A 24961-nucleotide genomic window follows, 5' to 3' on the forward strand; every position below is an offset into this window, starting at 1 on the left:
AGCCGACAATCAAGCGAGCTGTTGCCCAAGCCGCGAACGCGAGGTCGGCGAGAGCCGCAATGTCTCCGTCAGTCTGGTGAGATCCTTCCGGGCTGCGCGCCAAAACACTTGCCATGCGGGTGAGCCGACAAGCGTGGCCTCATGCCGTGCGTGTGTTTCCGCGCTGTCGAAGCCGATGACACTGATGAAGACGTTTTCGCCGGCCCGTACCGGCAGGCGCGTAAAGCTGTTTTCCGCATGCTCCGTAACGAACGCGGCGAGCAGGCGTGCGCCGGGTGCCGTCATCAGCTGCGCCATTTCAGTCTCGAAGCGATTGGCGAAAATGGTCTCGGCGCCGGGCCGCAAATGATGAATCTGGATGACAACAATGCCCGCCAGCAGCCTGTTCCGGCTCGACTTTTGGTCAGCGGTCAAACCTGCCCGTGGTGTGCCCGAGAGATCGAAGCCGGTGCCGGGCCATGCCGGCTTGAGCAGCAAGACATCGTCGGAATCGATCATTGTTGCGTTGGCCGCATTGCTGTGCGCCGCCCAGACCGGCCCGCCATAAAAGGCGGCCAGTGCATTCTTGCGCGCGTCCATGCCGTCGAAGCCGCGCATCCAGACGAACATGTCCGGACGATCGAGATCCCGGAACTGGCCGATGATGGTCATCCCGGCGTCCTCCTGACCCTCGATCAGTCTGCCGTCGAAGATGTCGACGAGTGTGTCGCGCTTGCCGGGCTTCAGCTTGTACTGCCGCAATTCGACGACAGGCGAAGCGAGGACCGCGGGTTCCGGTGGGGTATTCAAGGGCAGCAGGTTCATCCGTCAGTCTCCTAAACAGGGTGATCATCCTGTTTATAAACAGACCGGTTGTCCTGTTTTGTCAATATGGTACCTTCCTCTGCCTTCTCCCCTTGTGGGAGAAGGTGGATTGGCGCGCAGCGCCAAGACGGATCAGGGGTGCTGGACGGAGCGCCCTCTATGCCAAGCTCGGGCACCCTCATCCGCCTTCACTTCGTTCAGTCACCTTCTCCCACAAGGGGAGAAGGGGGAGATTCGCGATGGCACGGCTTGCCCGCAAACGCATCAACGACCCCGAAGGCATGCGCAACAAAGTGCTCGATGTTGCCGAGGAATCGTTTCAGGCGCGCGGCTATCATGCCTCCAGCCTCGGCGACCTGATGGCGGCGGCAGGCGTCAGCGGCGGCGCGCTGCATCATCATTTCCCGACCAAGAAGGCGCTGGCGCTGGCAGTGATCGACGAGCGTGTTGCAAGTGCAGTCGAAGAGACATGGATCGCGCCGGTGCTGGCGGCGGCATCCGTGCGCGCGGGCGTGCGCGCGGTGTTCGAGGCTGTGGCGGTGGAACTGGAACAACAGGGTTTCGTGCGTGGCTGCCCGCTCAACAATCTGGCGCATGAACTGTCGCTCGCCGATCCCGATTTCCGGATTGCCCTTGCCGCAATCTTTTCGGCGTGGCGCCAGGCGATCGCCGACAAGACCAGGGCCGACCAGCGGGCGGGCAGGGAGCAAGGCACCGATCCGCAGCGTTTCGCGGCGCTCACCGTGGCCACCTATTCCGGCGCCATGTCGATGGCCAAGACGGCGCAGGATGCCACCGTGCTGCGCGACTGTCTGGCGGCGCTTGGCGAGGCTTGAAGGATGCCCTCGAACATGAAGAGCTGTTCTTTCACGCTGCTGTCGCGATGCCGCGCGGAGAACTGGACGGCCGGCCGCTCTCCATGCTGAAATTCACCGCATGATGAATCGCCGTTCGCCTGGTTTGTTTTCTCGACGCAGCCTTCTGGGCCAGGCCGCGGGATTTGTCGCGGCCGGCGCGTTGTCACGCCATGCATTTGGCCAGACCGGGCAGCGCATCCAGCCGATCGACGCCACTTTCCTGTTCATCGCCGATGTCCATGCCTGCCGCATGGCGAGCGGCTTGAGCCCCAACTGCCAGCAGGAGGGCAAGACCGACGCCGCGCTGCTGCGCAACGTGGCAGCGCTGAACGGCCTCGGCGACAAGGACTGGCCGGTCGAGATCAACGGCGTCGCCACCGGCCTGCGTTCGGCCGGCAGGCGTATCGGCTCGCCGCTTGGCCTTGTCGTCGGCGGCGACATCACCGACGACGGCGGCGGCCAGATCACCCAGCCAAGCGAGGGCACCCAGCTGCTCCAGTTCAGCCAGCGCTACCAGCAAGGCGTCGGCTCCGATCGGGTGCACATGCCGGTCTATGTCGGGCTCGGCAACCACGATCTCGACCAGAACGGCCCGCCGCCCCATGTCGACTGGTATCGGCGCGAACTGCGCGACTATGTCGAGGTCAATCACCGCGCCGGCGTGTTCTTCAAGCCACCGGTGCCGGCCACGGACTACGACGTCGACACCGACTGCTATTCCTGGGACTGGGGCGGCCTGCATCTTGTCCAGACGCACCGCTTCGCCGGCGACACCGGCCACGGCGCCGACAGCAGCCTGCCATGGCTGAAGCAGGATCTGGCAACCTACGCGGCGGATGGCCGCCCGGTCGTCCTGTTCCAGCACTATGGCTGGGACACCTTCTCGATAGAACGGTGGGATGCCGCCAAAAGGACCTATGACGATGACGGTGCCGGCGCGCCGCACTGGTGGAGCGAGGCCGACCGGCAGGCACTGCTGGCGGCGCTGAAGGGCTACAATGTCGTCGCCATCTTCCATGGCCACCAGCACGAAACCCCCCTGATCTACCGCCGTGACGGGCTCGACCTCATCAAGCCGAAGGCTGCCTATATGGGTGGCTTCGCGCTGGCCAGGGTGACCAGCGACAGCATGGACATCGCATTGGGCGAGGCGACCGGTGATCACGGCGAGGTCGCCTTCACCAACGCCTTCAGCAAAGACTGGAGCACATGAAAAAGGCGGCCCTGGCGGCCGCCTTTTCCAGACAAAGCGATACCCGGTGGGATCAGAGCGCTTTCTTGATCTTGTCCTTCACATCGCCATAGGCCTTCTGCACCTTGCCGGCGATCTTGTCGGCCGTGCCTTCGGCCTGGGTCTGCCTGTTGCCGGTTGCCTTGCCGGCGGCTTCCTTGACCGAGCCCTTGATCTGCTTGGCCACGCCCGCGACCTGATCCTTGTTCACCATTTTTCGCATCTCCTGGAAGTTTTGAGTTCGAGGGAATTCATCCGCGGAGGCTAACGGGGCGGTGTCGTTTCGGTTCCAAGCCTCCTCCGGAAGCCGATCAAAGTCGCGCGCCGCTTTCGGCGGCAAGGCTGGCAGGCTATAGGCTGCGATGACGGACAGCCCAAAGGTTTGACGACAATCGTGCGAGCGGGGAAAAAATGGCTGAATTCACACTCCATATCGGTAACAAATGCTTCTCCTCATGGTCGCTGCGGCCCTGGGTGGCGATGAAGCATCTGGAGATCCCGTTCGAGGAAGGGTTCGTGCGGCTGCGCACGCCTGAGACGGCCGCCAATCTCGGCAAGGTCTCGCCGACCGGGCTGGTGCCGGTCTTGAATCACAACGGCAGGATCATCTGGGAAACCCTCGCCATCCTCGAATATCTCGCCGACCTGTTCCCCGGGAAAAATCTCTGGCCGGCCGATATCGGTGCCCGCGCGCTGGCGCGCTCCACGGCAAGCGAGATGCATTCCGGTTTTCGCGAGGTCCGCTATGGCTGGCCGATGAATTTGCGTCGGCCAAAAGGCCACAAGCCGCTCGACGCCGAGGGCGAGGCGCAGCGGGAGCGCATCGAGGCACTATGGCGCGAGTGCCGGGAAAAACACGGCAAGGGCGGCCCGTTCCTCTTCGGCCATTTCACCGCGGTCGACGCCATGTATGCGCCGGTCGTCACTCGCTTCGACACCTATGGCGGCACGCTGGCGCCGGATACGCGTGCCTATGTCGATGCGGTGCTTTCGACCCCGGCAATGCGTCATTGGTACGCGGAAGCGGCCAAGGAACCTTGGCCCGAGCCCGGCCCAGACGAATGAGAGGCTGCAAGGCGCGGGTCGTCGGCGCTCGGCCCTTGGGCATCAAGATGATTCGGGAAAGGGTGTAAGCCAGGCCATGACTGCTCAGCAGCCGGAAAGCCATACAAGAACGCCCCTCGCACCTTTTATTGCGCGGGAGGCGTCCTTTGCGTCAGCCTTCCTGAGATTGCTCTCTAAAACTGCTGACAACACCAAAATGCACGGGCGCCGAATTGGTTCCCGGCATGTTTCAATTTTTTTGAGGGAACAGGAACGCCTTGTTTCTGCGCCCGGATTCGCCAGCTGATGGGCTTTGCGCCGGACAACTTTGCGTTGAATCCTGATGGCGAAAAACCAGAAATTGACACGGCGCAAAAAGAAGCCTACAAGAGTTTCGTCGATATTTGTTTGACCGACTTTTGTTATCCGCGCACGAATGCGCGCCTTTGACGAACTTCCCCATCAAAAATCGAGACAAAAATCGTTGTGCATTCGCACCGCGATTAACGAATATTTGCCATGGAAAGGGTTCGTCATGAGCACCGGCACAGTTAAATGGTTCAACGCCACCAAAGGTTTTGGTTTTATTCAGCCTGACGACGGCTCGGCCGACGTTTTTGTCCACATCTCGGCCGTAGAGCGCGCCGGCATGCGCGACATCGTCGAGGGCCAGAAGCTCGGCTACGAGATGGTCCGCGACAACAAGTCGGGCAAGATGTCAGCCGACCAGTTGAAGGCGGCCTGAAGACAGAATTCAGCCTTCCCGGTGACCACGGATGTACTGGCACCGGTGAATGGCGAATTCGAGCGCGTGGCCGCGGAAACCTGAGTTTCCACGGCATGTCATGCGCATGAGAAGGGGCGTTCCCTGTGCATCCATCTGGATGCGCGGCGCTCTCATGGAAGGTCAGGCGGTGCCTGGCCTTTTTTCATTTTGCGCGTCTTGCCGCCGAAAGTGCACTGCGCGTCGGCCTGAACGTGCTAAGGGACGCTCCGGCAATTTGAATCCGCTGCCGTATGGCTTTGTGCGTGGTCCTGACCGAAGACCCGGTCTCGCCCTATCGGCACCAGGCTCCTGACAGGAGAAAGATTTTGACCGCCAATTCGAAGACAGCTCCTGATCAGGCTGTGTCCCTGTTCAGCAAGACGCAGACCCAGTCGATGTCGCTCAACCGCATAATTTCCGAGCGCGATGCCGTCAGTGAGGCGCGGGAAGCCAAGACCGCGCGCTTGCGCGAACAGCGCCTCGAGAAGGAGGCTGACGAGATGGCAGCGGCCGCGGCGCTGGCGGCTTTGCCGAAACGAGCCGGAAGACGCTGATGGCCACCAAGCGCGTGCCTCCGAAACTGATCGCCGCCGACTCGACCATCGCCGACGTTGTCGATGGCCTCAACAAGCCGGTCGAATATGTGCGCCGGGTGCTGGAAAAGCTGGAGCGCTGCAAACGCGCCCATGGCGATGCCCAGGTGCGGCTCGGCGTGCGCGGTCGCGCCGAATGCCCGAACTACCTGATCGAATATGTCCGCGAAGACACCAAGACCCATGAGCGGGTGACGCATCAGGACGCTGCCTACAGCGGCAGCACGCATCGCGAACTGGCGCCCCACCACATCGAGGCGGTGAAGAACTGGTCGCCCGAGGAAATGAACATCACGGCGGTTTCGGCGCTGATCGGCCGCTTGCGCAATCCGCGCGCACCATCATCGCGCTTCGCCGACGAGGACTGACATGGCCATAAAATTCTCCGCCAAGGACCAGCCTGCAACGCCAGCTGCAAAACCGGTCAAGCCGGCAGTCAGGCCGAAAGCCGGCGAAGCCGCCGAGGCTGCGACCGACCTGTTCAAATCGCCGGTGGATGCCCCAAAGGGCAAGGCAGGCAAGAAGAAATAACGCCTTGCCGCAAGACACCGACCGCAATTCTGCCGCGGCTGGGCTGCTCGCCTTGGCAGCCGCCACAAGCCTTTCGTCGCCGCAAAACGGCACCGCTCCTGTCTTCGACTGCCAGAGCTGCGGCGCCTGCTGTTCCTATTCAGCGGAGTGGCCGCGCTTTTCCACCGAGGACGATGCGCAGCTCGACCGCATCCCGGATAAATATGTGGCGGCCAACTTGTCCGGCATGCGCTGCGAGGGCGTGCGCTGCTCGGCCCTGTCGGGCGAGATCGGCAAGTCGACCGCTTGCGGCATCTATGAAGTCCGCCCGGATGTCTGCCGCGCCTGCATGCCTGGCGACGACGATTGCCTGATGGCGCGCCGGGCGCACGGATTGCCGACCTCTTAAAGTCCTTGTCTTGTGCATGTCGCCCAAAACCGCTGCGGACTTTTGGGCGACATGCACTGGCAAAGACTGGCGGCGGCTTGTGCGCATCCTCCTTGCTGGCTACGCTGCGACAGGGCAGGGCGCCGGAGGAAACATCGTGAGCATCGAATTTCTGTTGACGTCGCTGATCGTCGTGGCTTCGCCCGGCACCGGCGTTCTCTACACGCTGAGCGCCGGCCTTTCACGCGGCGCGCGCGCCTCGATCATCGCCGCCTTCGGCTGTACGCTGGGCATCATTCCGCATATGGCGGCCGCCATCACCGGCCTTGCGGCGCTGCTGCACACCAGCGCGGTTGCCTTCGAGACGCTGAAATATCTTGGTGTCGCCTACCTGCTCTACATGGCCTGGAACACGCTGAAGGAGAAGGGTGGCCTGAGCGTCGAGCAGGATGTGACGCCGCGCTCGGCCGGCAAGGTGATTGGCACCGGCATCCTCGTCAACGTGCTCAATCCGAAACTGTCGATCTTCTTCTTCGCCTTCCTGCCGCAATTCGTCAGCACCACTGAACCCAATGCGCTGTCGAAGATGCTGGAACTCAGCTCCGTCTTCATGCTTTTGACCTTCGTGGTTTTCGTCGGCTACGGCATCTTCGCTGCGTCGATCCGCAGCCATGTCGTGTCGCGGCCGATGGTGCTGACCTGGATGCGCCGGACCTTCGCCGGCGCCTTTGTCATGCTCGGCGCAAAACTGGCGTTGGCGGATCGATAGCGGCAACCGGGCGCGGCGACTATCCCTTGACGTATCCCATCGCTTCGACGATCAGCCCGTCCTCGACGCGCATCAGATTGACGCCACGGATGGAGTTGCCGTTGGCGAGCCAGTAGCGCCAACGGATCGTTGCCCGTTCGCCGGCAACGAATGTCTCCTCGAGGTCGAAACGCGTGCCGGGCTGGGTGGCGATCGCCGACCACAGCTGGACGCATGCCTCCCGGCCGGCATGAAGGGCGCCGTTCGGTGCCGGGACGGTGTTTTCGATCACGCAGTGCTCGGCAAGCAAGCCGGGCAGTGCCGACGGATCGTGCAGCTGGAACACGTCGTTGAAGCGCTGCATGATTTCGGTTGTCTGCCTGGTATGTTCGTCCGGATGAAGGGTCGCGATGCTGTCCTGTTTCATCTCATCATCTCCTGATTTCATTTTTCCGTGGAGGCGGCGGCGACGAGCTCGGCTTTGAGCGTGATAGTTGCCACGCCGGCCAGGGCGCGCGAGACAAGGCATGTCGCTTTCGCCTTTTCTGCAAGGGTCTGGAATTCATCCTGGGCAAGGCCCGGGATCTCGGCTTGCGTCTCGATGTCGATGCGGGTGATCGTCGGCCCGGCAGCGCTTGCGCCGAGATGCACCTTGGCGACGGTGCTGATGTTTGTTGGGATGTGATCGGCTCCGACCAGTATGGCGCTCAAGGCCATCGAGAAGCAGCCGGCATGGGCCGCCGCAATCAGTTCTTCCGGATTGGTGCCCGGGCCGTTTTCGAAACGCGACGGGAAGGAATAGGCGCCTTCGAACACGCCGCTGCCGAGCCGTAGCCGACCCGAACCTTCCTTCAGCGTGCCTTGCCACTCGGCCGAAGCGTCACGAATTGTCATTGTCTGTTCTCCCCTTGATTGTGAAAAATGTCAGGCGCCGTCGACGACCACTTTCCCGAAGACGTCGCCTTGCTGGAAATACCGAAACGCGTCGCCGGCCTCGGCGAAGGCAAAGACCTTGTCGATGACGGGCCGCAGCCGGTGCTGTGAGACAGCGCGCAGCATGGCTTCGAGATTGGACCGGCTGCCGACGAAAAGGCGGTTGATGGTGGCGAGGCTGCGCTGGTAGAGCGCTGCCGGCATCTCGATCGACCTGCCTTGCGGGTCCTGCAGCGTCAGCAGCACGATGTGCCCGTAGAGCGTGCTGGCGATCAGCGACTGCGCGAATGTCGCCGGGCCACCGGTCTCGACGACGAGGTCGATGCCGCCGGTCTGGTCGCGGACAGTCGCGCCCCATTCGGGCATCTCCGACGTCGAGATCACAAGGTCGGCGCCCAGCGCGCGCAGCCTGTCGGCTTTCTCGCCACGTGAGGTGACGGCGACGACGCGGCAGCCCAGCAGCTTGGCGAACTGCAGCGCAAACAGCGAGACGCCACCCGAGCCGATGACCAGAACCCATTGGCCAGGCTTCGGAATTCCGGCGCCGGTCACCGCATTCCAGGCGGTCACGCCGGCGCAGGTCAGCGTTGCCGCCTCATGCCAGTCGAGATGATCGGGCAGGCGCACCGCCCATTGCTCGTCGAGAACGGCGTATTCGGCCAGCATGCCGTCCAACGTGCAGCCGAGCTGGTCGATGAGCCCGGCATTGATGCGGCCGTCGACCCAGCGGGCGAAATAGCTGCCGGTCACGCGATCGCCAATGGCAAAGCGGGTAACGGCATCGCCGATGGCGACGATCTCGCCAGCTCCGTCGCTCAGGGGAACGACGCCCTGGCGCGGCGTCAGCGGATAGGTGCCGTTGAGGATCATCGTGTCACGCCGGTTGAGCGAGGTGGCATGAACGCGCACCACGATCTCATGCGGTTTCGGCTCCGGCTGCGCCTCGTCGCGCATCACCAGGCATGCGGTCCCGCCGGACCACCCTCCGAGACGATAGGCCTGCATGTCGGTTTCCTCATAATATATAGACTGATCTACATATTATGTAGACCGATTGTCATATTCGATGCAAGGCCTATAATGATTGCTGCTGACAGAGGTTGACATGGCGAACGACACCCGCACCCGCATACTTGAGACGACGGCGCTGCTGCTCAGGCAGCGCGGCTATCACGGCACCTCACTCAACGACATACTGGGCGCCAGCGGCGCGCCGCGCGGCTCGCTCTACTTCCATTTTCCCGGCGGCAAGGACCAGCTGGTCATCGAGGTGACGCGGGACAGCGTCGACCAGGTGACGCAAAGGCTAGGCGCGGCACTGGCCGCCGAGCGGGATCCGGCAGTGGCCGTCCACCATATCTACCAGGCGGTCGGACGCATGCTCGAGGAGAACCAATTCACGCTCGGCTGCCCGATCGCACCCGTGGTCCTCGACTCACCGACCGATATGCCGGAACTGGCGGAATTGTGCCGATCGGCCTTCGAGCAATGGATCGGCCTTCTGCAACAGGCTTTTGTCAGGGCAGGCGTGCCCGAGCGCCGCGCGCATGCATTGGCGCTGCTGGTCGAATCGTCGCTGGAAGGGCTGATGGTGATCGCCCGCGCCACCCGCGACCGCGCCCCGCTGCTGGCGGTGGCGGACGAAGTCGCAGCGCTGATTGAAGGCGCGGTACTGTCTGGGGAGGCACGGCAACGTGCGAATGCCGCCGTGTGAGGCCGATCGAGGCGCGGCGATCAAGGTGCATGCCTAAACAAAAAGGGCGCCTTTCGGCGCCCTTTCCGTAGCTGAAGGTTGATAGGGGCTGGATTAGAAGTCCATTCCACCCATGCCGCCCATGCCGCCGCCGCCCATGCCGCCGGGCATGCCGCCGCCAGCCGACTCCTTCTTCGGAGCCTCCGCGATCATGGCTTCGGTGGTGACCAGCAGGCCGGCGACCGAGGCCGCGTCCTGGAGAGCCGTGCGCACGACCTTGACCGGATCGACGATACCCATGGCGATCATGTCGCCATATTCGCCGGTCTGGGCGTTGTAGCCGAAGGTCGCGCCCTTGTTCTCGAGGATCTTGCCGGCAACGATTGATGCTTCCGCACCGGCGTTCGACGCGATCTGGCGGGCCGGAGCCTGCAGCGCGCGGCGCACGATGTTGATGCCAGCAGCCTGGTCGGCATTGGCGCCGGTGGCCTTGATGTTGGCCGAAGCGCGCAGCAGGGCAACGCCGCCGCCTGCAACGATGCCTTCTTCCACGGCCGCGCGGGTCGCGTTGAGGGCGTCATCGACGCGGTCCTTCTTTTCCTTGACTTCGACTTCCGTCGCACCGCCGACGCGGATCACCGCAACGCCGCCCGCGAGCTTCGCGAGACGTTCCTGCAGCTTCTCCTTGTCGTAGTCCGAGGTGGTCTCTTCGATCTGCTGCTTGATCTGGGCGACGCGGCCCTGGATCTCGGCCTTCTTGCCAGCGCCGTCGACGATGGTGGTGTTCTCCTTGGAGATCGACACCTTCTTGGCGCGGCCGAGCATGTTGAGGCCAACGTTCTCGAGCTTGATGCCGAGGTCTTCCGAGATGACCTGGCCACCGGTGAGGATGGCGATGTCTTCCAGCATGGCCTTGCGGCGATCACCGAAGCCCGGCGCCTTGACGGCGGCGATCTTCAGGCCGCCACGCAGCTTGTTGACGACGAGCGTGGCCAGAGCCTCGCCTTCGACGTCTTCCGAGATGATCAGCAGCGGCTTCGAGGTCTGCACGACGGCTTCGAGAACCGGCAGCATGGCCTGGAGGTTGGAGAGCTTCTTCTCGTGCAGGAGGATGTAGACGTCCTCGAGCTCGGCAACCATCTTGTCGGCGTTGGTGACGAAGTAGGGCGAGAGATAGCCGCGGTCGAACTGCATGCCTTCGACGACTTCGAGTTCGGTCTCGGCGGTCTTGGCTTCCTCAACCGTGATGACGCCTTCGTTGCCGACCTTCTGCATCGCTTCCGCGATCATCTTGCCGACCGACTCGTCGCCATTGGCCGAGATCGTGCCGACCTGGGCAACTTCCTCGGAGGTCTTGATCTTCTTGGCAGCCTTGCCGAGCGCCGCGACGACTTCGGTCACGGCCAGATCGATGCCGCGCTTCAGGTCCATCGGGTTCATGCCGGCGGCAACCGCCTTGTGGCCTTCCTGGACGATCGACTGCGCCAGAACCGTCGCGGTCGTGGTGCCGTCGCCGGCGATGTCATTGGTCTTCGAAGCAACTTCGCGGACCATCTGCGCGCCCATGTTTTCGAACTTGTCCTCAAGCTCGATTTCCTTGGCGACGGTGACGCCGTCCTTGGTGATGCGCGGGGCGCCGAACGACTTGTCGATGACGACGTTGCGGCCCTTGGGGCCAAGCGTGACCTTCACCGCGTCGGCGAGGATGTTGACGCCGCGCAGCATGCGCTCACGGGCATCACGGGAGAATTTTACGTCTTTGGCAGCCATTTTTAACTCCTGGCAAGGGCTTGGATTGAGCCCGGGAATTCAGTTGACGGAAAGGCCTGATATCAGCCGATGATGCCCATGATGTCGGATTCCTTCATGATCAGAAGGTCTTCGCCATTGAGCTTGACTTCGGTGCCCGACCACTTGCCGAACAGGATGCGGTCGCCGGCCTTGACGTCCAGCGGGACCAGCTTGCCGGCTTCGTCACGAGCGCCGGAGCCGACAGCGATGATCTCGCCTTCCTGCGGCTTTTCCTTTGCCGTATCGGGGATGATGATCCCGCCGGCGGTCTTGGATTCGGATTCGACCCGGCGAACGACCACGCGGTCATGAAGCGGGCGGAACTTCGACTTTGCCATTTTTTCTTCCTCGATGAGAACGGTGAGAACAGTTCCTCAGTCCGGCGGCGCCGGACATATGGTTAGCACTCACCAATGGCGAGTGCTAACGTGGCGCTGAAATAGGCCGCTGGCCTGCAAGTGTCAAGGCGCGACACGCTGCGCAAACGCGCGAAATTTGCACGGGGCGATGTCGCCGCGACCGCTGAGCAGGTTCCGCAAAAGTGTCCGCGGTTTTGCGACAAGAACCTGCGGCAATCAAAGAAACCCAAGCAGACGACGCGATGGCGAAGCGAGTGAAGTCTGCTTAGAGAAAGAGCCGCAGCTGGGTGTGGATGATCGACCGGTAATCCTCGATGGTTTGGCGACTTTCCGGTTTGCCCTCGGCAAGCGCCAGGCGCACCACGCCACCGGCTAGCTGGAAGATCAGGAGAACCATGCGTTCGAACTGCTCGCGCTTCTCGGGCTCGAGCAGGGCGATGACATGGTCGCAGAACATCTTGGCTTGATGTCGGGTTTCGGCGATGTCGAGATTCTTGAGCGCCTTGTCGGCCTGGATGGCGTTCTGCAGATCCTGGATGGCCGGATCGCCGGCGACACGGCTGAGATAGTCGTCAAGCAACCGGTCGGCGGCCATTATCACGTCCTTGGCCTCGCGGACGTCGGTGATGATTGCTGTCAATCGTGTACGGCTGACCTCGGAAAACCGCTCGTAGAGCATCGCCAGGATCGCCGACTTGTTTGGGAAGTAATGATAGACGGTGGCGATCGGTCCGCCCGCCAGCATGCCGACTTCCTTCATGGTGACGGCGTCGATGCCCTTTTCTCCGATCAGCCGCATGGTTGTCGACAGGATCGCGTCGATGCGCTCGCGGCTGCGCTCCTGCTTGGGTTTGCGCCTAAGCCTTGTCACCGTTCGCCTTGCTTCTGTCATGCTCCGATCTTCCGCGACAATTCCGGCTCCATGGTTGACAAAGTAATATGATCAAGTATCAGTTTTCTAAATGCTGACAGATTGTCAGCTTTTTTGTGGTACGGCAAGGGACGTTGGGAGGCGGCTTTGGCATCTGGGGACGCGCATACCGGAAGCGGCGACTGGCTGGTCGGCAATCCGACCGGCGGACAGCTTGCCTCGGCCCTGTGGATCGGGTCGGTCGGCCTGCTCATCCTCGGGCTGCAGCCGGTACTGCTCGGCGCCCTTTACACCGAGGGCCATGTCAGCGGCGATGAACTGGCGCTGGTCGCCACCGCCGAGATGATCGCCATCGCCATCGGCTCGGCTGTTGTGGCGATGCTGCTGTCGGCCCACAACATGCGCTGGAAAAGTGCGGCTCTTCTGCTCCTGCTGGCACTGGCGAACCTTTGGACGGCCTATGCCGCAAGCGCCAGCATGCTGATTGCGGGCCGCGCCCTGGCGGGCCTCGCCGAGGGCGGCCTGGTGGCGGTCGCGACCGAACTGATTGCGCGTTCGCGGCGTGCCGAGCGTATCGGCGGCTATTTCGTCACCATGCAGACGCTGGCGCAGTGCGCGCTTGCCCTGCTGCTGGCGCTCTATGTCATCCCGGCCACCGGGTCGGCGGGCGGTTTCATCGTTCTTGCGGCCGTCTGCGTCGCGTCACTGGCGGTCGCCTTCAGCGTCCCCGCTGACTATGCCGACCTGCCGAAGGACGAGAACTTGGCCAATGTGCTGACGGTCCCTGCGATGACCGCGCTGCTGTCGGTCTTCTGCTACTTCATGTTCTTCGGCGCCGTCTGGGCCTTTCTGGAGCCGCTTGGCGCGCAATACGGCATCGATGGCCGCACCGTGGGGCTGATTGTATCGGCGAGCCTTGCGGTTCAGGTCCTGGGCGCGATGACGGCGACCGCGTTCGAGGCGCGCATCGACTATCGCCTTGCCATCGTCGCGATCGGTGCCGTCGCGGTTGTCTGCTCCCTGGTCCTCGCCAGCGGACCAGGCCTCGCCACATTCTGGGTTGCCGCCTTGGTCATGGGCTTCATCCTCTTGTTCATCGTGCCCTACCAGATCCGGCTTGCGATCACAGCCGATGAGACGCGCTCCGCCGTGCTGCTGGTGCCGGCCGCGCAGCTTTTTGGCCTGGCGATCGGGCCGATCGCGGTGTCGGCGCTCATCGACGGCAAGGATTTTCGCCCGGTGCCGGAATTCGCCGCGGCCAGCGCCGTTGCCAGCGTGGCACTGCTCGGCCTGTTTGTCTTCGTGGCGCGGCGTCGCCGCGCCGTTGCCTGAGCAGGGGGCGGCATGTCGAACATGTGGAGCAACTGGTCGGGCTATGTAAGCGCAGAGCCAAAGCTGATTGCCAGCCCAGCCGATGCCGGCGAACTCGGTGATCTTGTTCGTACCGCACCCGGTCCGGTCCGCGTTGCCGGCGCCGGTCATTCCTTCACGCCGTTGGTGAAATCCGAGGGAACGATCCTGTCCCTGGAGAGGCTGGAAGGGCTCGTCTCGCATGACACCGGAAAACATCAGGCACGCGTGCGGGCAGGGACGCGGCTCGGCCCGCTGATGCATATCCTGCAAGGCATTGGCCAGGGCCTGCCCAACATGGGCGATATCGACCGCCAGGCGATCGGTGGCGCGCTCGGCACTGCCACGCATGGCTCGGGACCGACGCTCGGCGCCTATCACACGCAGCTCGAGACGGTGCAGATCGTCGACGGGCTGGGCAAGTTGCGCGACTTCAAGCGGGCAGGGGATCAGGAGACGATACACGCCATCGGCGCCGCGCTCGGTGCCTTTGGCGTGATGACCGAGGTGACGCTGAACAACATTGCGACCTACCGGCTGCGCCGCCGCAAATGGGTGTTGCCGATCACCGACATGCTGGGCGATTTCGAAACGATGATGACCGCGCATCGTTCGGCCGAATTCTACTACATTCCGTTTTCCGGCTACGCGCAGTTCATCGCCAGCGACTTCAGCACGGCTGCGACCACCACGCGTCCGACCGAGGATGACGAGGGCGGGTTGAGGACGTTGCGCCGGCTGCGCACCGGGCTCGCCTGGCTGCCGTCGCTCCGCCGCCGTCTGATCCGCGATGCCGTCGCGAAAGTGCGGGCCGAGGACTATGTGCAGGACTGGCTCAACGTCTATGCCAGCGACCGGCAGACCAAATTCAACGAGATGGAATATCATCTGCCGTTCGAGGAGGGGCCGAAGGCGCTGGCCGAGATCATCGAACTGACCGAGAAGCGCTTTCCCGAAGTCTATTTCCCGATGGAGGTGCGCTCGGTCGCACCGGACCAGTTCTGGCTTTCGCCGTTCTACAACAGGCAGACCTGCTCGATCGCCGTCCATCACGATGCGGCGAGCGATCCGTTGCCGTTCATGCGGGCGGCCGAGCCGATCTTCCGCAAATACGGCGGCCGGCCGCATTGGGGCAAGATGCACAGCCTGAAAGCGGCGGACCTGAAAAAGCTCTATCCGCGCTGGGACGACGCCATGGCGGTGCGCCGCGACATCGATCCGCAGAACCGCTTCATCTCGCCCTATTTGGCCGGCCTGTTCGGCATCGAACGATGAGCGCCTATTTCGCCACGCTTTCGGATGGACTGAAGGAAGCCGGCATCTTCCAGCCCTGCCTGTTGCTCGATCGCGATCGGTTGGATCGCAACGTTGCGCTGGCAAAGGAGCGGCTTGACCCCGACCTTGCCGTGCGGCTGGTCGACAAGTCGCTCGCCTGTCTGCCGCTGCTGTCGCACATCGGCAACGCTCTGGGCACCAATCGCTTCATGACTTTCCATCCGCCGATCACCGCGGCGGTGTTGAAGGCATTTCCGGATGCGGATCTGCTTTATGGCAAGCCGATGCCTGTCCACGCGGCAAGGGCGGCACTGGTGAAAGGTGGCGCCGACTGGTCGCGTGTCTGCTGGCTGATCGATACCCAAGAGAGGCTGGCCGAGTACGGTGCGCTCGCGGACGAACTCGGCGCCGAGCTGCGCATCGCTTTCGAGATCGATGTAGGGCTGCATCGCGGCGGCTTTGCCAGCCCGGAGGCATTGTCAAAGGCGTTGAGCGCACTGCCGGGCCATAGACGGCTGCGCTGCGAGGGCGTCATGGCCTATGAAGCGCATGCGCCACATATTCCCGGCCTGTTCGGCGGGGCGGCCAGGGCGTTGGCGAACGCCTCGGAACAGGCCACCGCCTTCATTGCGTGCCTCGGCGCCGACCAGCGCCGTATCCTCAACATCGGCGGCAGCAAGACCGCGCTGCTTCATCATGGCAGCGCTGCCAACGAGGTGTCGATGGGCTCGGCCTTTGTGTTGCCCAGCGATTTCGATACGCCCGGCCTCGAAGGCTTCCAGCCGGCGGCCTTCATCGCCACGCCGATCCTGAAAGTCGTCGAGCCGATGCTGCCCGGCCCACCGGCCGTCACCCGCCTGCTACAGGCGCTCGGCCGGTTTCCGCGCAGAGGCTGTTATCTCTATGGCGGCAAATGGATGGCCGAACCGGTGTTTCCCGAAGGCATGAGGGCGAACGGCTTGCTCGGCCTCTCCTCGAACCAGCAATTCATGGGCTTGCCGGCTAATGCGACCGCAAAGCCCGGCGACTACGCCTTCTTACGCCCGACGCAGAGCGAGGCCGTGTTGCAGCAGTTCGGATCGATCACGGTGTTTTCCGGCGGCAGGATTGCCGATCGCTGGCCGGCGCTGCCGATGGCGTGACCGACTACGCCTTCACCGGTATCCAGATCTCCAGTCCGCCATTGCCGCTGCGCGGATCGAACTCGGGGCCGTAGCGCTCGAATTCGGGGGCATCCGCGATCTCGTGGCCGGAGGCCGGCAGCCATTTGTTCCAGATCGTGTTGACTGTTCGACGGATGGTCGAGATGTGCTCGCGGTGGGCAAAGACGGCATATTTCTGCGCCGGCACGCGCACCCGGCTGAACTCCTTCGGCAGGTCGGAAAAGTCCGACACTTCGACGCCGGCGATGTAGTCGAAATTGCCGGCATCGTCGCCGTTGACGCAGACGCCATAGGCGACGTCGCCGGTCTCGCCCGGAATGTTGCCGATATAGGGGCCGAAGCGCTGCCACTGCATCGGGATGGCGGCGCTGGTTTCGCAGCTGTAACGCTCGCCGAGGCCGGCGATCAGGAACGGCCGGCTGGTTTCGAAGCGCGGCGGTTCGAGGTTGGCACGAACGGACTGGTTCATCAGGATTGGCTCCACGAGGTCGAGGTTGTCGAGCGTGCCTTGTGCGCGCACCAGTTCCGGCGTGGTGCCGAACTGGTCGCGGAAGGCGCGGGTGAATGCCTCATGCGAGTTGTAGCCGGCGTCGAGCGCGACCGAGAGGATGTCGGGCGCCCCGCCAGCCAGCTTGCGGGCCGCCTCGGTCAGCCGGCGTGAGCGCATGTAGCCCATCACCGAGCGGCCGGTGGCAGCGCCGAAAGCCCGTGTCACATGAAAACGCGACACGCCGCTGCTTTGGGCAACATCGTCGAGCGAGACCGCCTCCGGCAGATGGCTCTCGACGAACCACAGCGCTTTTTCCGTCGGATTCATCGAGTTCCTTCCCGCGTTGGCCAGATCATCTTGCTGTCTCTCCAAGCGGCCAGTTTGATTGAAATTGCGCACTGGGCAATAATGCACCAAATCCCGTGCCGCGTGGATGTGGGATCGACGCGGCATGATGCGCAGTGTCCGGGGAGGGGTCCCAATGACGACGGCGACTGCCGGTCAGCTTTTCCGGTTCGGCGGATTCACGCTCGACCTCGACAGGGGAACGTTGCGTGGCGTCAACGAGCCGCTGTTCCTGCGCCCGAAGGCCTACGCGCTGCTTTCGCACCTTGCCCGCAACATGGGCCGCGTCGTTCCGAAATCGGAACTGATGGATGTCGTATGGCCGGGTGTCTACGTCACCGAGGATTCGCTGACCCAGTCGATCCGCGAAATCCGCAAGGTGCTCGGCGACGACATGGTGCGTACTGTATCCAAGCGCGGCTATATGCTCGCCGCCGAAGCCGAGACTGCGCCGGAGATCGGCGCGCAACCGGTTGTGGCGGTGATACGCTTTCGCAACGACAGCGGAGATCCGGCCGACGAGGCGATGGTCGACGGCTTTGCCGAGGATATCATCAACGGCCTGGCGCGCTTTGGGACGGTCACGGTGCTCGCCCGCAACTCGAGTTTCTCGTTCGCCTCTTCGGGCGCGACGAGTGGTCTCAAATCCGCGCCCGCATCGGCGCCGACTATCTTGTCGAAGGATCGCTGCGACGCCAAGGCGAGCAAGTCATAACAGCCGTGAACCTGATCGACATCGCGACTGCGAGCCAACTCTGGGGCGACCGCTACCAGTCGCAGGGCACAGGCCTGTTCGCCATCGAGCAGGAGGTTGTCGAGCAGATCGTCGGCAGGCTGGTCACGCGGGTCACCAATGCAGGGCTGCAACAGGCATCGCGCAAGCCGGTCACCAGCCTTGCCGCCTATGAACTGGCTTTGCGTGGCTTTGCGCTGTTGCGCGATCCAGCCCAGACCGACCAGAAAGGTGCGGAGGCTCTGTTCGAGGCGGCAATCGCCAAGGATCCGAACTATGGACTGGCCTACACTTATCTCGCCCTGACGCGGGCGCTGGACGGAGAATTCGGGCGCGCCAGCGACGCAGTGCTGGAAAATGCGCGCGACCTCGCCGACAAGGGCCTGGCGTTGTCGCCGGACCAGCCGACCGGCCATCGTGTGCAGTCATTGATCAGGCTGTATATGCGCGACCATGAAGCGGCCGAGCATCACATGCGTATCGCGCTGCAGCTCAATCCCTACGATGCCGACTGCATCGAGCAGATGGGCATGCTGCTCACCATGCGCGGCCGGCCGCTCGATGCGCTGACGTGGCTGGCGCGCGGCATCCGCATCGATCCCTTGCACCCGCACTGGTACCAGTTTGACCGGGCTCTGGCGCTCTACATGATGGGGGAATACCGGCAGGCGGCGGAAGCGCTGGAGCTGGCTACGCGTCCGGCACCCTGGATACGCACCAGGCTGGCAGCCTGCTATGCCCAGATAGGCGACTTGGAACGGGCACGGCGGCAGATCGCCCTCATCGAGACGGGCGATCCGTTTTCGCCGATCGACTATGCGCTGCGCGGCGTGCCGTTTGAGAACAAGGCCGATGCGGAGCATCTCGCCGAAGGCGTCAGGCTCGCCCTCGGCTAGACCACGTCCGAGGCCGGTCAATCGACGACCACCACGATATAGCGGCCCTGATAGGCCCGGTAGTAGATGCCGCCGCAACGCCAGACATCGAAGCCGTTGATCTTGGTACGCACGCAGCCTGTCGGCAGTGTGGCGACCCAAGCCGTGGTGTGTCTCAGCACGCGCCATGCTGTGGTCCGCCGCGCAACACCTGCGGCACTGCGGGGCGTCCAGGGCTGACCGATACGCGCTTCGGCCTGGCTGACGAGCGACAGCGCCGGCACGGTGCTGCCGATGATCTCGACGGCGGCGAGGCCAATTGCGGCCGCCGTGGCGATCAGGCTGATTTTCTTCACGGATTTGATAGGCATTTTATCTCTCCTGATTTGGTCATGATGAAACGTCTTTTCAGTACGCGCGAAATGCGCGCGCCCTTGGGATGGCCGGCTGGCAGGCATTGTTGATAGGGACTGGCCATCCGGCCGACGCTGGGCATTTCAAGCCAGGCTGTGCATGGTGCCCGAGATGTGATAGGGCGCGCGCTCGGCGATCCGCGGCCTGATGGCGAGGCCTGCGATGTACCGCTGGAAGGAGGCTGCCTCCTGGACCGGCGAGGCCAGCGCGACATGGCCGTCCGGCCTCACCAGATAGGCGCCGTCGCGCTGCAGACCAGCGGCCTTGGCCATGTCCGACCAGGCGAAGGCATGGATTGGGATGCCGGCGGGCGCAAGCATCGCCCGGAACTCGGCATTGAGTTCGCCATAGACATGCACCTGCCAATCCAGCGATCGCAGCGGCTCGAAATTGTCGTCCCTGGTGCCGGCGACATATGGCAGGCGGTCGCCACCCTCGATCTTACCCGCCTTGCCGCTGCTGATCGGACTTTCGCGGTAGCGGATGCGGGTCTGCGAAATCAGCCCGAAAAACGCGCGCGATCCCGCCGTCGTCCCGAGCGCTATGCGCAGAATCTTCGGCATCAGGTAGCGGCGGAACAGCCCGACCAGCCGCGAGCGGCTGGTGGCGACCCGAAACGCCTGGTCGGTGCTGTCGATCAGCTTGCGGGCAAAAGCGATGCGCTCCGGCTCGTAGCTGTCGAGCAGGCGCTGGTCGGCGCGCCCCTGCACCACGGCGGCCAGTTTCCAGGCGAGGTTAACCGCATCGCCCATGCCGGTATTCATGCCCTGGCCGCCAGCCGGGCTGTGGATGTGGCCAGCATCGCCGGCGAGGAACACCCGGCCGATGCGGAAATGCTCGGCGACTCGATGATGGACGCGGTAGGTCGAGAACCAGTTGACCTGATGGACCTTGACGCCGGTGTCACGCTCGACATCGGCGCGGATCGTCTCGAAGGTGATCGACTCGTCGGCCTCATGCGCTTTCGGCACGATGCCGATCAGCCGCAGGGAGCCCGATTGCCGGACCGGCATGACGATCGCGAAGCCATAGGCGCTGATGACAGTGTCCATGCCATTGCGTGTGACGTCGCCGAGACCGTCGACGTCGGCGACGTAGAAGGACTGTTCGTAGGTGCCGCCGGGAAAGCCGAGGTTCAGCCCGTGGCGCACGGCGCTGCGAGCGCCGTCGCAACCGGCCAGGTAGGCGGCACTGACCGTTTCCGTGCGGCCGTCCCTATTCAAGGTAGCGACGACAGCATCGCCCCTGTCCTCGAAGGCGACCAGCTCCGTGTCGCGCTCGACCTCGATGCCGGCACGTTCCAGGTGCGCGATCAGCACGCGCTCGTGGATGTCTTGCGGCAACGCGAAAGCGAACGGGTAGGGGCTGATACCGCGGCCGAAGTCGGCCAGCGGCAGCCTGGCTGCTATACCGGCCGGCGTGTGCACTGTGAGCTGTTCGATCCGCACGCCGGCGGCGAGCACGTCTTCGACGATCCCGATCTGGCGATGAAACTCCAGCGTACGTGCCTGGACGGCCAGCGCACGCGAGGTTTCGCCCGGAGCGGACGCCTTGTCGAAGATGCGGACCGGCACGCCGAGCCGCGCCAACCAGAGCGCGAGCGTCAGCCCGGTCGGCCCGGCACCTGCAATGAGGACCTTGGTCTTTGACATGCTCATTTTTCTTCTCCTTGAACAGTGCGGACTTTTTCGCCAGCCGCATGGTCTTGCGATTTCGGGGCCGAAAAATCCCGATTCGTTTCTGAAAATTTTCCGATGTTTGGTTGAGTTCGTCGTCTGCTTGTGCGGGCGCCGCCACCGCTATCGGCGCGGCAAGGATCCCGGCACGGCGGGCCGGGACTGTTGCCTTGAGTGGACGAGCCTCGGAAGAGCGTTGCTTGACAGCGCCAAGCGATACCCTGGTCAGTTTCATCGAATGCGCGTCGAGCAAGATCGAAACGAAGGTGATCGGCCGTTCCGGCAATACGCCCGGGGGCGACGAGAATTGGGCAGGGAAAGGCTATCGAAGCGATTGCGCAAACGTTTCGATGGTCCTATGATCCTCCAAAATCCACCAAAGCCAATGAGAGTGGACTGGAACGCATCATCAGGGAGGAGCGCTTGCCAGCACTCCGTTTGAGTCGCCATGCCGACAATGGCTGAGGTCGCGCGCCGCGCCGGCGTGTCGGTTTCGACCGTTTCGCATGTTATCAACCGCACCCGCTTTGTCTCGCCGCAGAAGGCGCAGCTCATCAATGATGCGATCGCCGCGATGGGTTATCAGCCCAACGAGCTGGCGCGGTCGTTGAAAGTGGCCTCGACCAACAGCGTCGGCCTGGCGATCTCGGCGATTTCCAACCCCTATTTCACCGATATCATCTGCGCGGTGGAGGCTGAATGCGCGCGCCTTGGCCTCATGGTCTTCCTCTCTGACACGCAGGAGGATCCCGACCGCGAGCTTTCGGTGGTGCGCGCCTTCCACCAGCGGCGGGTCGACGGCGTCATCCTGGCGCCGTCGGGCGCGCCGCAGCGGGCCATCGATTATCTGGCGGAGAAGAAGCTGCCGTGCGTGCTCATCGACCGCTTCGCAGACGACCGCTTCGACCAGATCGGCGTCGAGAACCAGTCGTCGATGCGCGCACTGATCGATCACGTAGCCTCCTTCGGCCACAAACGCATCGGCTACATCTCCGGCCAGCCGGGTCTGGCGACGACGCGCGAACGCATCGGTGCTTTTCACATGTCGCTGGCCGCCAATGGACTTGAGTGCCTGCCGAACTATGTCTCGCCGGAGAACGTCGATACGGCGAGCGCAACGGCATCGACCCACGCCATCCTGTCATTGCCTTCGCCGCCTACGGCATTGGTCACCGGCAACAACATGACGACAATCGGAGCGGTGCGGGCGATCCGCGAACGAGGCCTCTCGATACCGACGGACCTTTCGCTTGCCGGCTTCGATGATTTCGAATGGGCCGACTGCTTCGAGCCGCGGCTGACGCTTGTCGCGCAGCCCTGTACCGAGATCGGACGGCAGGCGGCTGCCTTGCTCTGCGCCCGCATCGCATCCAGCGGTCTGGAGCCGCAGGCAGTGCGGCTGCAAGCCGCGCTGCAGGTCCGTCTGTCCTGCGCGAGGCCGGCATGAGTGCGCCGCTGCTGTCGGTCACCGGCGCGGTCAAGCGCTTCGGCGGCGTCCAGGCGCTGCGTGGCGTCGACTTCGACCTCAAGTCCGGCGAGATCCACGCCCTGCTCGGCGAAAACGGCGCTGGCAAGTCGACCCTCATGAACCTGTTGTCGGGTGTCTATGCGCCGGACGAGGGCACCATCCAGATCGACGGCAAGCCGGTGCGCTTCAACAACCCGCGTGAAGCGCAGGCGGCCGGCATTGCCACCATTTTCCAGGAGCTCGACCTTGTGCCGACGCTCGACGTGGCGGCCAACCTCTTCCTCGGCCGCGAACTGATGCGGCCGGGCGGCTTCCTCGACGTGCCGGCAATGCGCAGCGAGGCCCGCAAGCGGCTCGAGGCCATAGAGCTTGCCATTGATCCCGCCAGCATGGTGGCGAACCTGTCGATCGGCCAGCGCCAGGTGGTGGCGATCGTCAAAGCGCTGTCCTACGCCTCGCGCGTGCTGATCATGGACGAGCCGACCGCGGCTTTGACGGTGGGCGAGGTCGAGAGGCTGTTCGACATCATGCGCAAGCTCGCCGCGAGCGGCGTTGGCATCGTCTATATCTCCCATCGCCTTGAGGAGGTGCCGCAAATCGCCGATCGGGTGACGGTGATGCGCGATGGTCGTGTCGCCGGCATCACGCAGCCGCACGCGCCGCAGGCCGAGCTGGTGCGCCTTCTGGTCGGGCGACCGCTGGATGAGCTTTTTCCCGAACGCGCCAGGGAGGCTGGCAAGACACTGCTCAGCCTGCGCGATGCGAGCTTCAGGCTCGCCCATGAAAGCGCTGGATGGCAGCCGCCGACAAGCATCTCACTCGACGTCAAGGCGGGCGAAATCGTCGGGCTGGCCGGCATCATGGGGGCAGGGCGTACCGAGTTGTTGAGTGCGCTCTACGGCACCGGCCTTGCCGGCCGCTGGGAGGGCGATGTCGCGGTCGACGGCCGCCCGGTGAAGCTCGATTCCATCAAAGCCGCACGCGACGCCGGCATCGCCTTCGTCACCGACGATCGGCGCGGCAGCGGCCTGATGCTGAGGATGGCGGTGGGCCTCAACCTGGTGATGTCGGTGATCCGGCGCATCTCACCCCTCGGGCTGATGTCGGCGCGCCGGCAGGCGGATGCCGTGAAGCAGTCTTTCGGCCAGTTCGATATCAGGCCGAAGAATCCCGACATCGCCGTCGGCGCGCTTTCGGGCGGCAATCAGCAGAAGGTGGTACTGGCCAAGGAGATCCTCGGCAACCCCCGACTGCTGCTGCTCGACGAGCCCACGCGCGGTGTCGATGTCGGCGCCAAGGGCGAGATCTACACGCGGCTGCGGCATCTGGCGGCGCAGGGCCTCGGTATTCTGGTCGCTTCCAGCGAGATGCCGGAGCTGATCGGCCTGTGCGACCGCATCGTGGTGCTGCGCCAGGGACGCAATGTGGCGGAATTCATCGGCGGCGTCGACGAGCACACAGTGCTTAACGCGGCAAATGGCAGGGAGGCCTGATGTCTGAGCAGAAGATTTCGGCGACAGGCAGGCCGGTGGCCGCGGCACCGGTGCATCGCGATCCGTTAGCCTTTGTAGTGCGCTTCCAGAGCCTGATCGGCCTTGTCGTTGTGGCGATCGGCGGCGTCATCTTCTCGCCGCGCCGGCATGGCGAAATCCTATTCCTCAACCCCGACAACATCGCCAACATCGTTCGCGCCGTGTCCGAGACCGGCATCATCGCCATCGGCATGACCTTCGTCATCATTACCGCCGGCATCGACCTTTCTGTCGGCGCGGTGCTTGGGCTCTCCAGCGTCGTCACCGCATCGATGATGATCTCGGGCGGCTTCGGACTCATTCCTACCATCCTGGCCGTACTCGTGATGGGCATCGTCTTCGGCGCCATCCAGGGCACCATCTCCAGCCGTTTCCGGCTCGAGCCGTTTATCGTGACGCTCGCCGGCCTGCAGGCGGCGCGGGGGCTGGCACTGGTCGTCTCGGGCAATCAGTACATCAACATTTCCTATGGCGACGGGCCGGGGCTGGCGCCACCGGTGTTCGCGGTGCTGGGTGAGCGGCTGTTCAACAACACTGTGCCGGTGGCGACGATCGTGTTCATCGTCTTTGCGGCAATCGCAACGATCGTGCTCAACACGACGCGCTTCGGCCGCTATGTCTTTGCCGTCGGTGGCAACGAGCGCGCGGCGCGCATTTCCGGCGTGCCGGTGTCGATGGTCAAGATATCGGTCTACGCCATCACCGGCTTTGCCGCCGCACTGGCCGGCATCGTGCATGCCGGTCAGTTCAATTTTGGCAGTGCCAATGACGGTATGGGCTACGAGCTGACCGCGATTGCAGCCGTGGTCATCGGTGGCACCAGCCTGTTCGGCGGCGCCGGCTCGATGGTTGGCACGGTCGCCGGCACCATTATGCTGGGCGCACTCGCCAACATCCTTCAGCTCAACAACATCACCCCCGCCATGCAGCTGCTCGCGACCGCTGCGATCATTGTGCTGGCGGCAGTGCTTCAATCCCTCGTTCGCCGCCGCGAGGGTTTGGGTCGTTAGGAGGAATGCGGCAGCAAGTGGAAGTCAACCAAGGTCTGGCCC

General features: G+C 63.6%; 30 protein-coding genes. 19 read left to right on the plus strand and 11 right to left on the minus strand.

Annotation, left to right across the window (positions count from 1 at the left end; all coding sequences use genetic code 11):
* Positions 1-9: 9 nt before the first annotated feature.
* The gene (locus AC1D10_RS24650; protein WP_477276454.1) at positions 10-804 is read right to left on the minus strand and encodes an NIPSNAP family protein; all 795 of its coding nucleotides are present in this window, start codon (positions 802-804) and stop codon (positions 10-12) included.
* 239 nt (positions 805-1043) lie between these two features.
* Between AC1D10_RS24650 and AC1D10_RS24655 the strand changes: the two genes are divergently transcribed.
* Positions 1044-1640 carry a TetR/AcrR family transcriptional regulator gene (locus tag AC1D10_RS24655; protein WP_477276456.1) on the plus strand — a complete coding sequence of 199 codons (597 nt, stop codon included), beginning with the start codon at positions 1044-1046 and terminating at the stop codon, positions 1638-1640.
* Between the two features lie 100 nt (positions 1641-1740).
* Positions 1741-2874 (plus strand): metallophosphoesterase, encoded by a 1134-nt coding sequence (locus AC1D10_RS24660; protein WP_477276458.1) that lies wholly within the window; start codon positions 1741-1743, stop codon positions 2872-2874.
* Between the two features lie 52 nt (positions 2875-2926).
* On the opposite strand, the gene AC1D10_RS24665 is transcribed toward AC1D10_RS24660, so the two are convergent.
* A complete protein-coding gene (locus AC1D10_RS24665; protein ID WP_477276460.1) occupies positions 2927-3115 on the minus strand; it encodes a CsbD family protein in 189 nt (62 codons plus the stop codon).
* 188 nt (positions 3116-3303) lie between these two features.
* On the opposite strand from AC1D10_RS24665, the gene AC1D10_RS24670 reads away from it, so the two are divergent.
* The 8 genes from AC1D10_RS24670 (at position 3304) to AC1D10_RS24705 (ending at position 6962) form a co-directional block, all read left to right on the plus strand.
* Positions 3304-3957 carry a glutathione S-transferase family protein gene (locus AC1D10_RS24670; RefSeq protein WP_477276462.1) on the plus strand — a complete coding sequence of 218 codons (654 nt, stop codon included), beginning with the start codon at positions 3304-3306 and terminating at the stop codon, positions 3955-3957.
* A gap of 285 nt (positions 3958-4242) precedes the next feature.
* The gene (locus tag AC1D10_RS24675) at positions 4243-4386 is read left to right on the plus strand and encodes a hypothetical protein (protein ID WP_477276464.1); all 144 of its coding nucleotides are present in this window, start codon (positions 4243-4245) and stop codon (positions 4384-4386) included.
* An 85-nt stretch (positions 4387-4471) separates the two neighbouring features.
* Positions 4472-4681, plus strand: coding sequence for a cold-shock protein (locus tag AC1D10_RS24680; RefSeq protein WP_010915421.1), 210 nt, complete (start codon positions 4472-4474; stop codon positions 4679-4681).
* 347 nt (positions 4682-5028) lie between these two features.
* Positions 5029-5256 (plus strand): hypothetical protein, encoded by a 228-nt coding sequence (locus AC1D10_RS24685; protein ID WP_477276466.1) that lies wholly within the window; start codon positions 5029-5031, stop codon positions 5254-5256.
* On the plus strand, positions 5256-5663 hold the full coding sequence (locus tag AC1D10_RS24690) for a hypothetical protein (protein ID WP_477276468.1): 408 nt from the start codon (positions 5256-5258) through the stop codon (positions 5661-5663). Before AC1D10_RS24685 ends, AC1D10_RS24690 begins: the two co-directional genes overlap by 1 nt.
* Before the next feature lies 1 nt (position 5664).
* Positions 5665-5826: a hypothetical protein gene (locus AC1D10_RS24695; protein WP_477276470.1), complete on the plus strand. Its 162-nt coding sequence runs from the start codon at positions 5665-5667 to the stop codon at positions 5824-5826.
* Positions 5827-5830: 4 nt separating this feature from the next.
* Positions 5831-6214: a YkgJ family cysteine cluster protein gene (locus AC1D10_RS24700; protein WP_477276472.1), complete on the plus strand. Its 384-nt coding sequence runs from the start codon at positions 5831-5833 to the stop codon at positions 6212-6214.
* 136 nt (positions 6215-6350) lie between these two features.
* Entirely contained in the window at positions 6351-6962 is a 612-nt protein-coding gene (locus tag AC1D10_RS24705) for a LysE family translocator (protein WP_379106542.1), read from the plus strand.
* Between the two features lie 19 nt (positions 6963-6981).
* Here the strand turns inward: AC1D10_RS24705 and AC1D10_RS24710 are convergent, their stop codons facing one another.
* Genes AC1D10_RS24710 through AC1D10_RS24720 form a run of 3 tightly spaced genes read right to left on the minus strand, consistent with a single transcriptional unit; the run spans position 6982 to position 8879 of the window.
* A complete protein-coding gene (locus AC1D10_RS24710) occupies positions 6982-7368 on the minus strand; it encodes a nuclear transport factor 2 family protein (protein WP_477276474.1) in 387 nt (128 codons plus the stop codon).
* Positions 7369-7385: 17 nt separating this feature from the next.
* Complete coding sequence (locus AC1D10_RS24715) at positions 7386-7835, minus strand: OsmC family protein (RefSeq protein ID WP_477276476.1); 450 nt, start codon at positions 7833-7835, stop codon at positions 7386-7388.
* Between the two features lie 30 nt (positions 7836-7865).
* A complete protein-coding gene (locus AC1D10_RS24720; protein WP_477276479.1) occupies positions 7866-8879 on the minus strand; it encodes a zinc-dependent alcohol dehydrogenase family protein in 1014 nt (337 codons plus the stop codon).
* A gap of 100 nt (positions 8880-8979) precedes the next feature.
* Between AC1D10_RS24720 and AC1D10_RS24725 the strand changes: the two genes are divergently transcribed.
* Positions 8980-9588: a TetR/AcrR family transcriptional regulator gene (locus AC1D10_RS24725; RefSeq protein WP_477276481.1), complete on the plus strand. Its 609-nt coding sequence runs from the start codon at positions 8980-8982 to the stop codon at positions 9586-9588.
* 93 nt (positions 9589-9681) lie between these two features.
* Here the strand turns inward: AC1D10_RS24725 and groL are convergent, their stop codons facing one another.
* The 3 genes from groL to AC1D10_RS24740 form a co-directional block, all read right to left on the minus strand.
* A complete protein-coding gene (gene groL, locus AC1D10_RS24730; RefSeq protein WP_091577362.1) occupies positions 9682-11337 on the minus strand; it encodes a chaperonin GroEL in 1656 nt (551 codons plus the stop codon).
* Positions 11338-11399: 62 nt separating this feature from the next.
* A complete protein-coding gene (gene groES / locus AC1D10_RS24735; protein WP_006203049.1) occupies positions 11400-11696 on the minus strand; it encodes a co-chaperone GroES in 297 nt (98 codons plus the stop codon).
* 286 nt (positions 11697-11982) lie between these two features.
* Positions 11983-12609, minus strand: coding sequence for a TetR/AcrR family transcriptional regulator (locus tag AC1D10_RS24740; RefSeq protein ID WP_477276489.1), 627 nt, complete (start codon positions 12607-12609; stop codon positions 11983-11985).
* Positions 12610-12735: 126 nt separating this feature from the next.
* Here AC1D10_RS24740 and AC1D10_RS24745 point away from each other — a divergent pair, with 126 nt between their 5' ends.
* Genes AC1D10_RS24745 through AC1D10_RS24755 form a run of 3 tightly spaced genes read left to right on the plus strand, consistent with a single transcriptional unit; the run spans position 12736 to position 16355 of the window.
* Positions 12736-13920 carry an MFS transporter gene (locus tag AC1D10_RS24745; RefSeq protein ID WP_477276491.1) on the plus strand — a complete coding sequence of 395 codons (1185 nt, stop codon included), beginning with the start codon at positions 12736-12738 and terminating at the stop codon, positions 13918-13920.
* Between the two features lie 12 nt (positions 13921-13932).
* Positions 13933-15213 carry a D-arabinono-1,4-lactone oxidase gene (locus AC1D10_RS24750; RefSeq protein ID WP_477276493.1) on the plus strand — a complete coding sequence of 427 codons (1281 nt, stop codon included), beginning with the start codon at positions 13933-13935 and terminating at the stop codon, positions 15211-15213.
* Positions 15210-16355: an alanine racemase gene (locus tag AC1D10_RS24755; protein ID WP_477276495.1), complete on the plus strand. Its 1146-nt coding sequence runs from the start codon at positions 15210-15212 to the stop codon at positions 16353-16355. The genes AC1D10_RS24750 and AC1D10_RS24755 overlap by 4 nt, the downstream gene beginning before the upstream one ends.
* A 4-nt stretch (positions 16356-16359) precedes the next feature.
* Here AC1D10_RS24755 and AC1D10_RS24760 read toward each other — a convergent pair whose 3' ends face one another.
* The gene (locus AC1D10_RS24760) at positions 16360-17193 is read right to left on the minus strand and encodes an AraC family transcriptional regulator (protein WP_477276497.1); all 834 of its coding nucleotides are present in this window, start codon (positions 17191-17193) and stop codon (positions 16360-16362) included.
* 154 nt (positions 17194-17347) lie between these two features.
* Between AC1D10_RS24760 and AC1D10_RS24765 the strand changes: the two genes are divergently transcribed.
* Positions 17348-17926 carry a winged helix-turn-helix domain-containing protein gene (locus AC1D10_RS24765; protein WP_477276499.1) on the plus strand — a complete coding sequence of 193 codons (579 nt, stop codon included), beginning with the start codon at positions 17348-17350 and terminating at the stop codon, positions 17924-17926.
* 5 nt (positions 17927-17931) lie between these two features.
* Positions 17932-18840: a tetratricopeptide repeat protein gene (locus tag AC1D10_RS24770; protein ID WP_477276501.1), complete on the plus strand. Its 909-nt coding sequence runs from the start codon at positions 17932-17934 to the stop codon at positions 18838-18840.
* A 17-nt stretch (positions 18841-18857) separates the two neighbouring features.
* Here AC1D10_RS24770 and AC1D10_RS24775 read toward each other — a convergent pair whose 3' ends face one another.
* Together AC1D10_RS24775 and AC1D10_RS24780 are read right to left on the minus strand one after the other, a co-directional pair.
* Complete coding sequence (locus tag AC1D10_RS24775) at positions 18858-19190, minus strand: hypothetical protein (RefSeq protein WP_477276503.1); 333 nt, start codon at positions 19188-19190, stop codon at positions 18858-18860.
* A 126-nt stretch (positions 19191-19316) separates the two neighbouring features.
* The gene (locus AC1D10_RS24780) at positions 19317-20891 is read right to left on the minus strand and encodes an FAD-dependent monooxygenase (RefSeq protein ID WP_477276505.1); all 1575 of its coding nucleotides are present in this window, start codon (positions 20889-20891) and stop codon (positions 19317-19319) included.
* A 466-nt stretch (positions 20892-21357) separates the two neighbouring features.
* Here AC1D10_RS24780 and AC1D10_RS24785 point away from each other — a divergent pair, with 466 nt between their 5' ends.
* The 3 genes from AC1D10_RS24785 to AC1D10_RS24795 are packed head-to-tail and all read left to right on the plus strand — an operon-like array spanning position 21358 to position 24919.
* Complete coding sequence (locus tag AC1D10_RS24785; RefSeq protein ID WP_477276507.1) at positions 21358-22356, plus strand: LacI family DNA-binding transcriptional regulator; 999 nt, start codon at positions 21358-21360, stop codon at positions 22354-22356.
* Positions 22353-23870 carry a sugar ABC transporter ATP-binding protein gene (locus tag AC1D10_RS24790; protein WP_477276509.1) on the plus strand — a complete coding sequence of 506 codons (1518 nt, stop codon included), beginning with the start codon at positions 22353-22355 and terminating at the stop codon, positions 23868-23870. Before AC1D10_RS24785 ends, AC1D10_RS24790 begins: the two co-directional genes overlap by 4 nt.
* Positions 23870-24919 (plus strand): ABC transporter permease, encoded by a 1050-nt coding sequence (locus tag AC1D10_RS24795; protein ID WP_477276511.1) that lies wholly within the window; start codon positions 23870-23872, stop codon positions 24917-24919. The genes AC1D10_RS24790 and AC1D10_RS24795 overlap by 1 nt, the downstream gene beginning before the upstream one ends.
* Positions 24920-24961 lie beyond the last annotated feature (42 nt).

The organism is Mesorhizobium sp. P2_A8 (assembly GCF_056404935.1).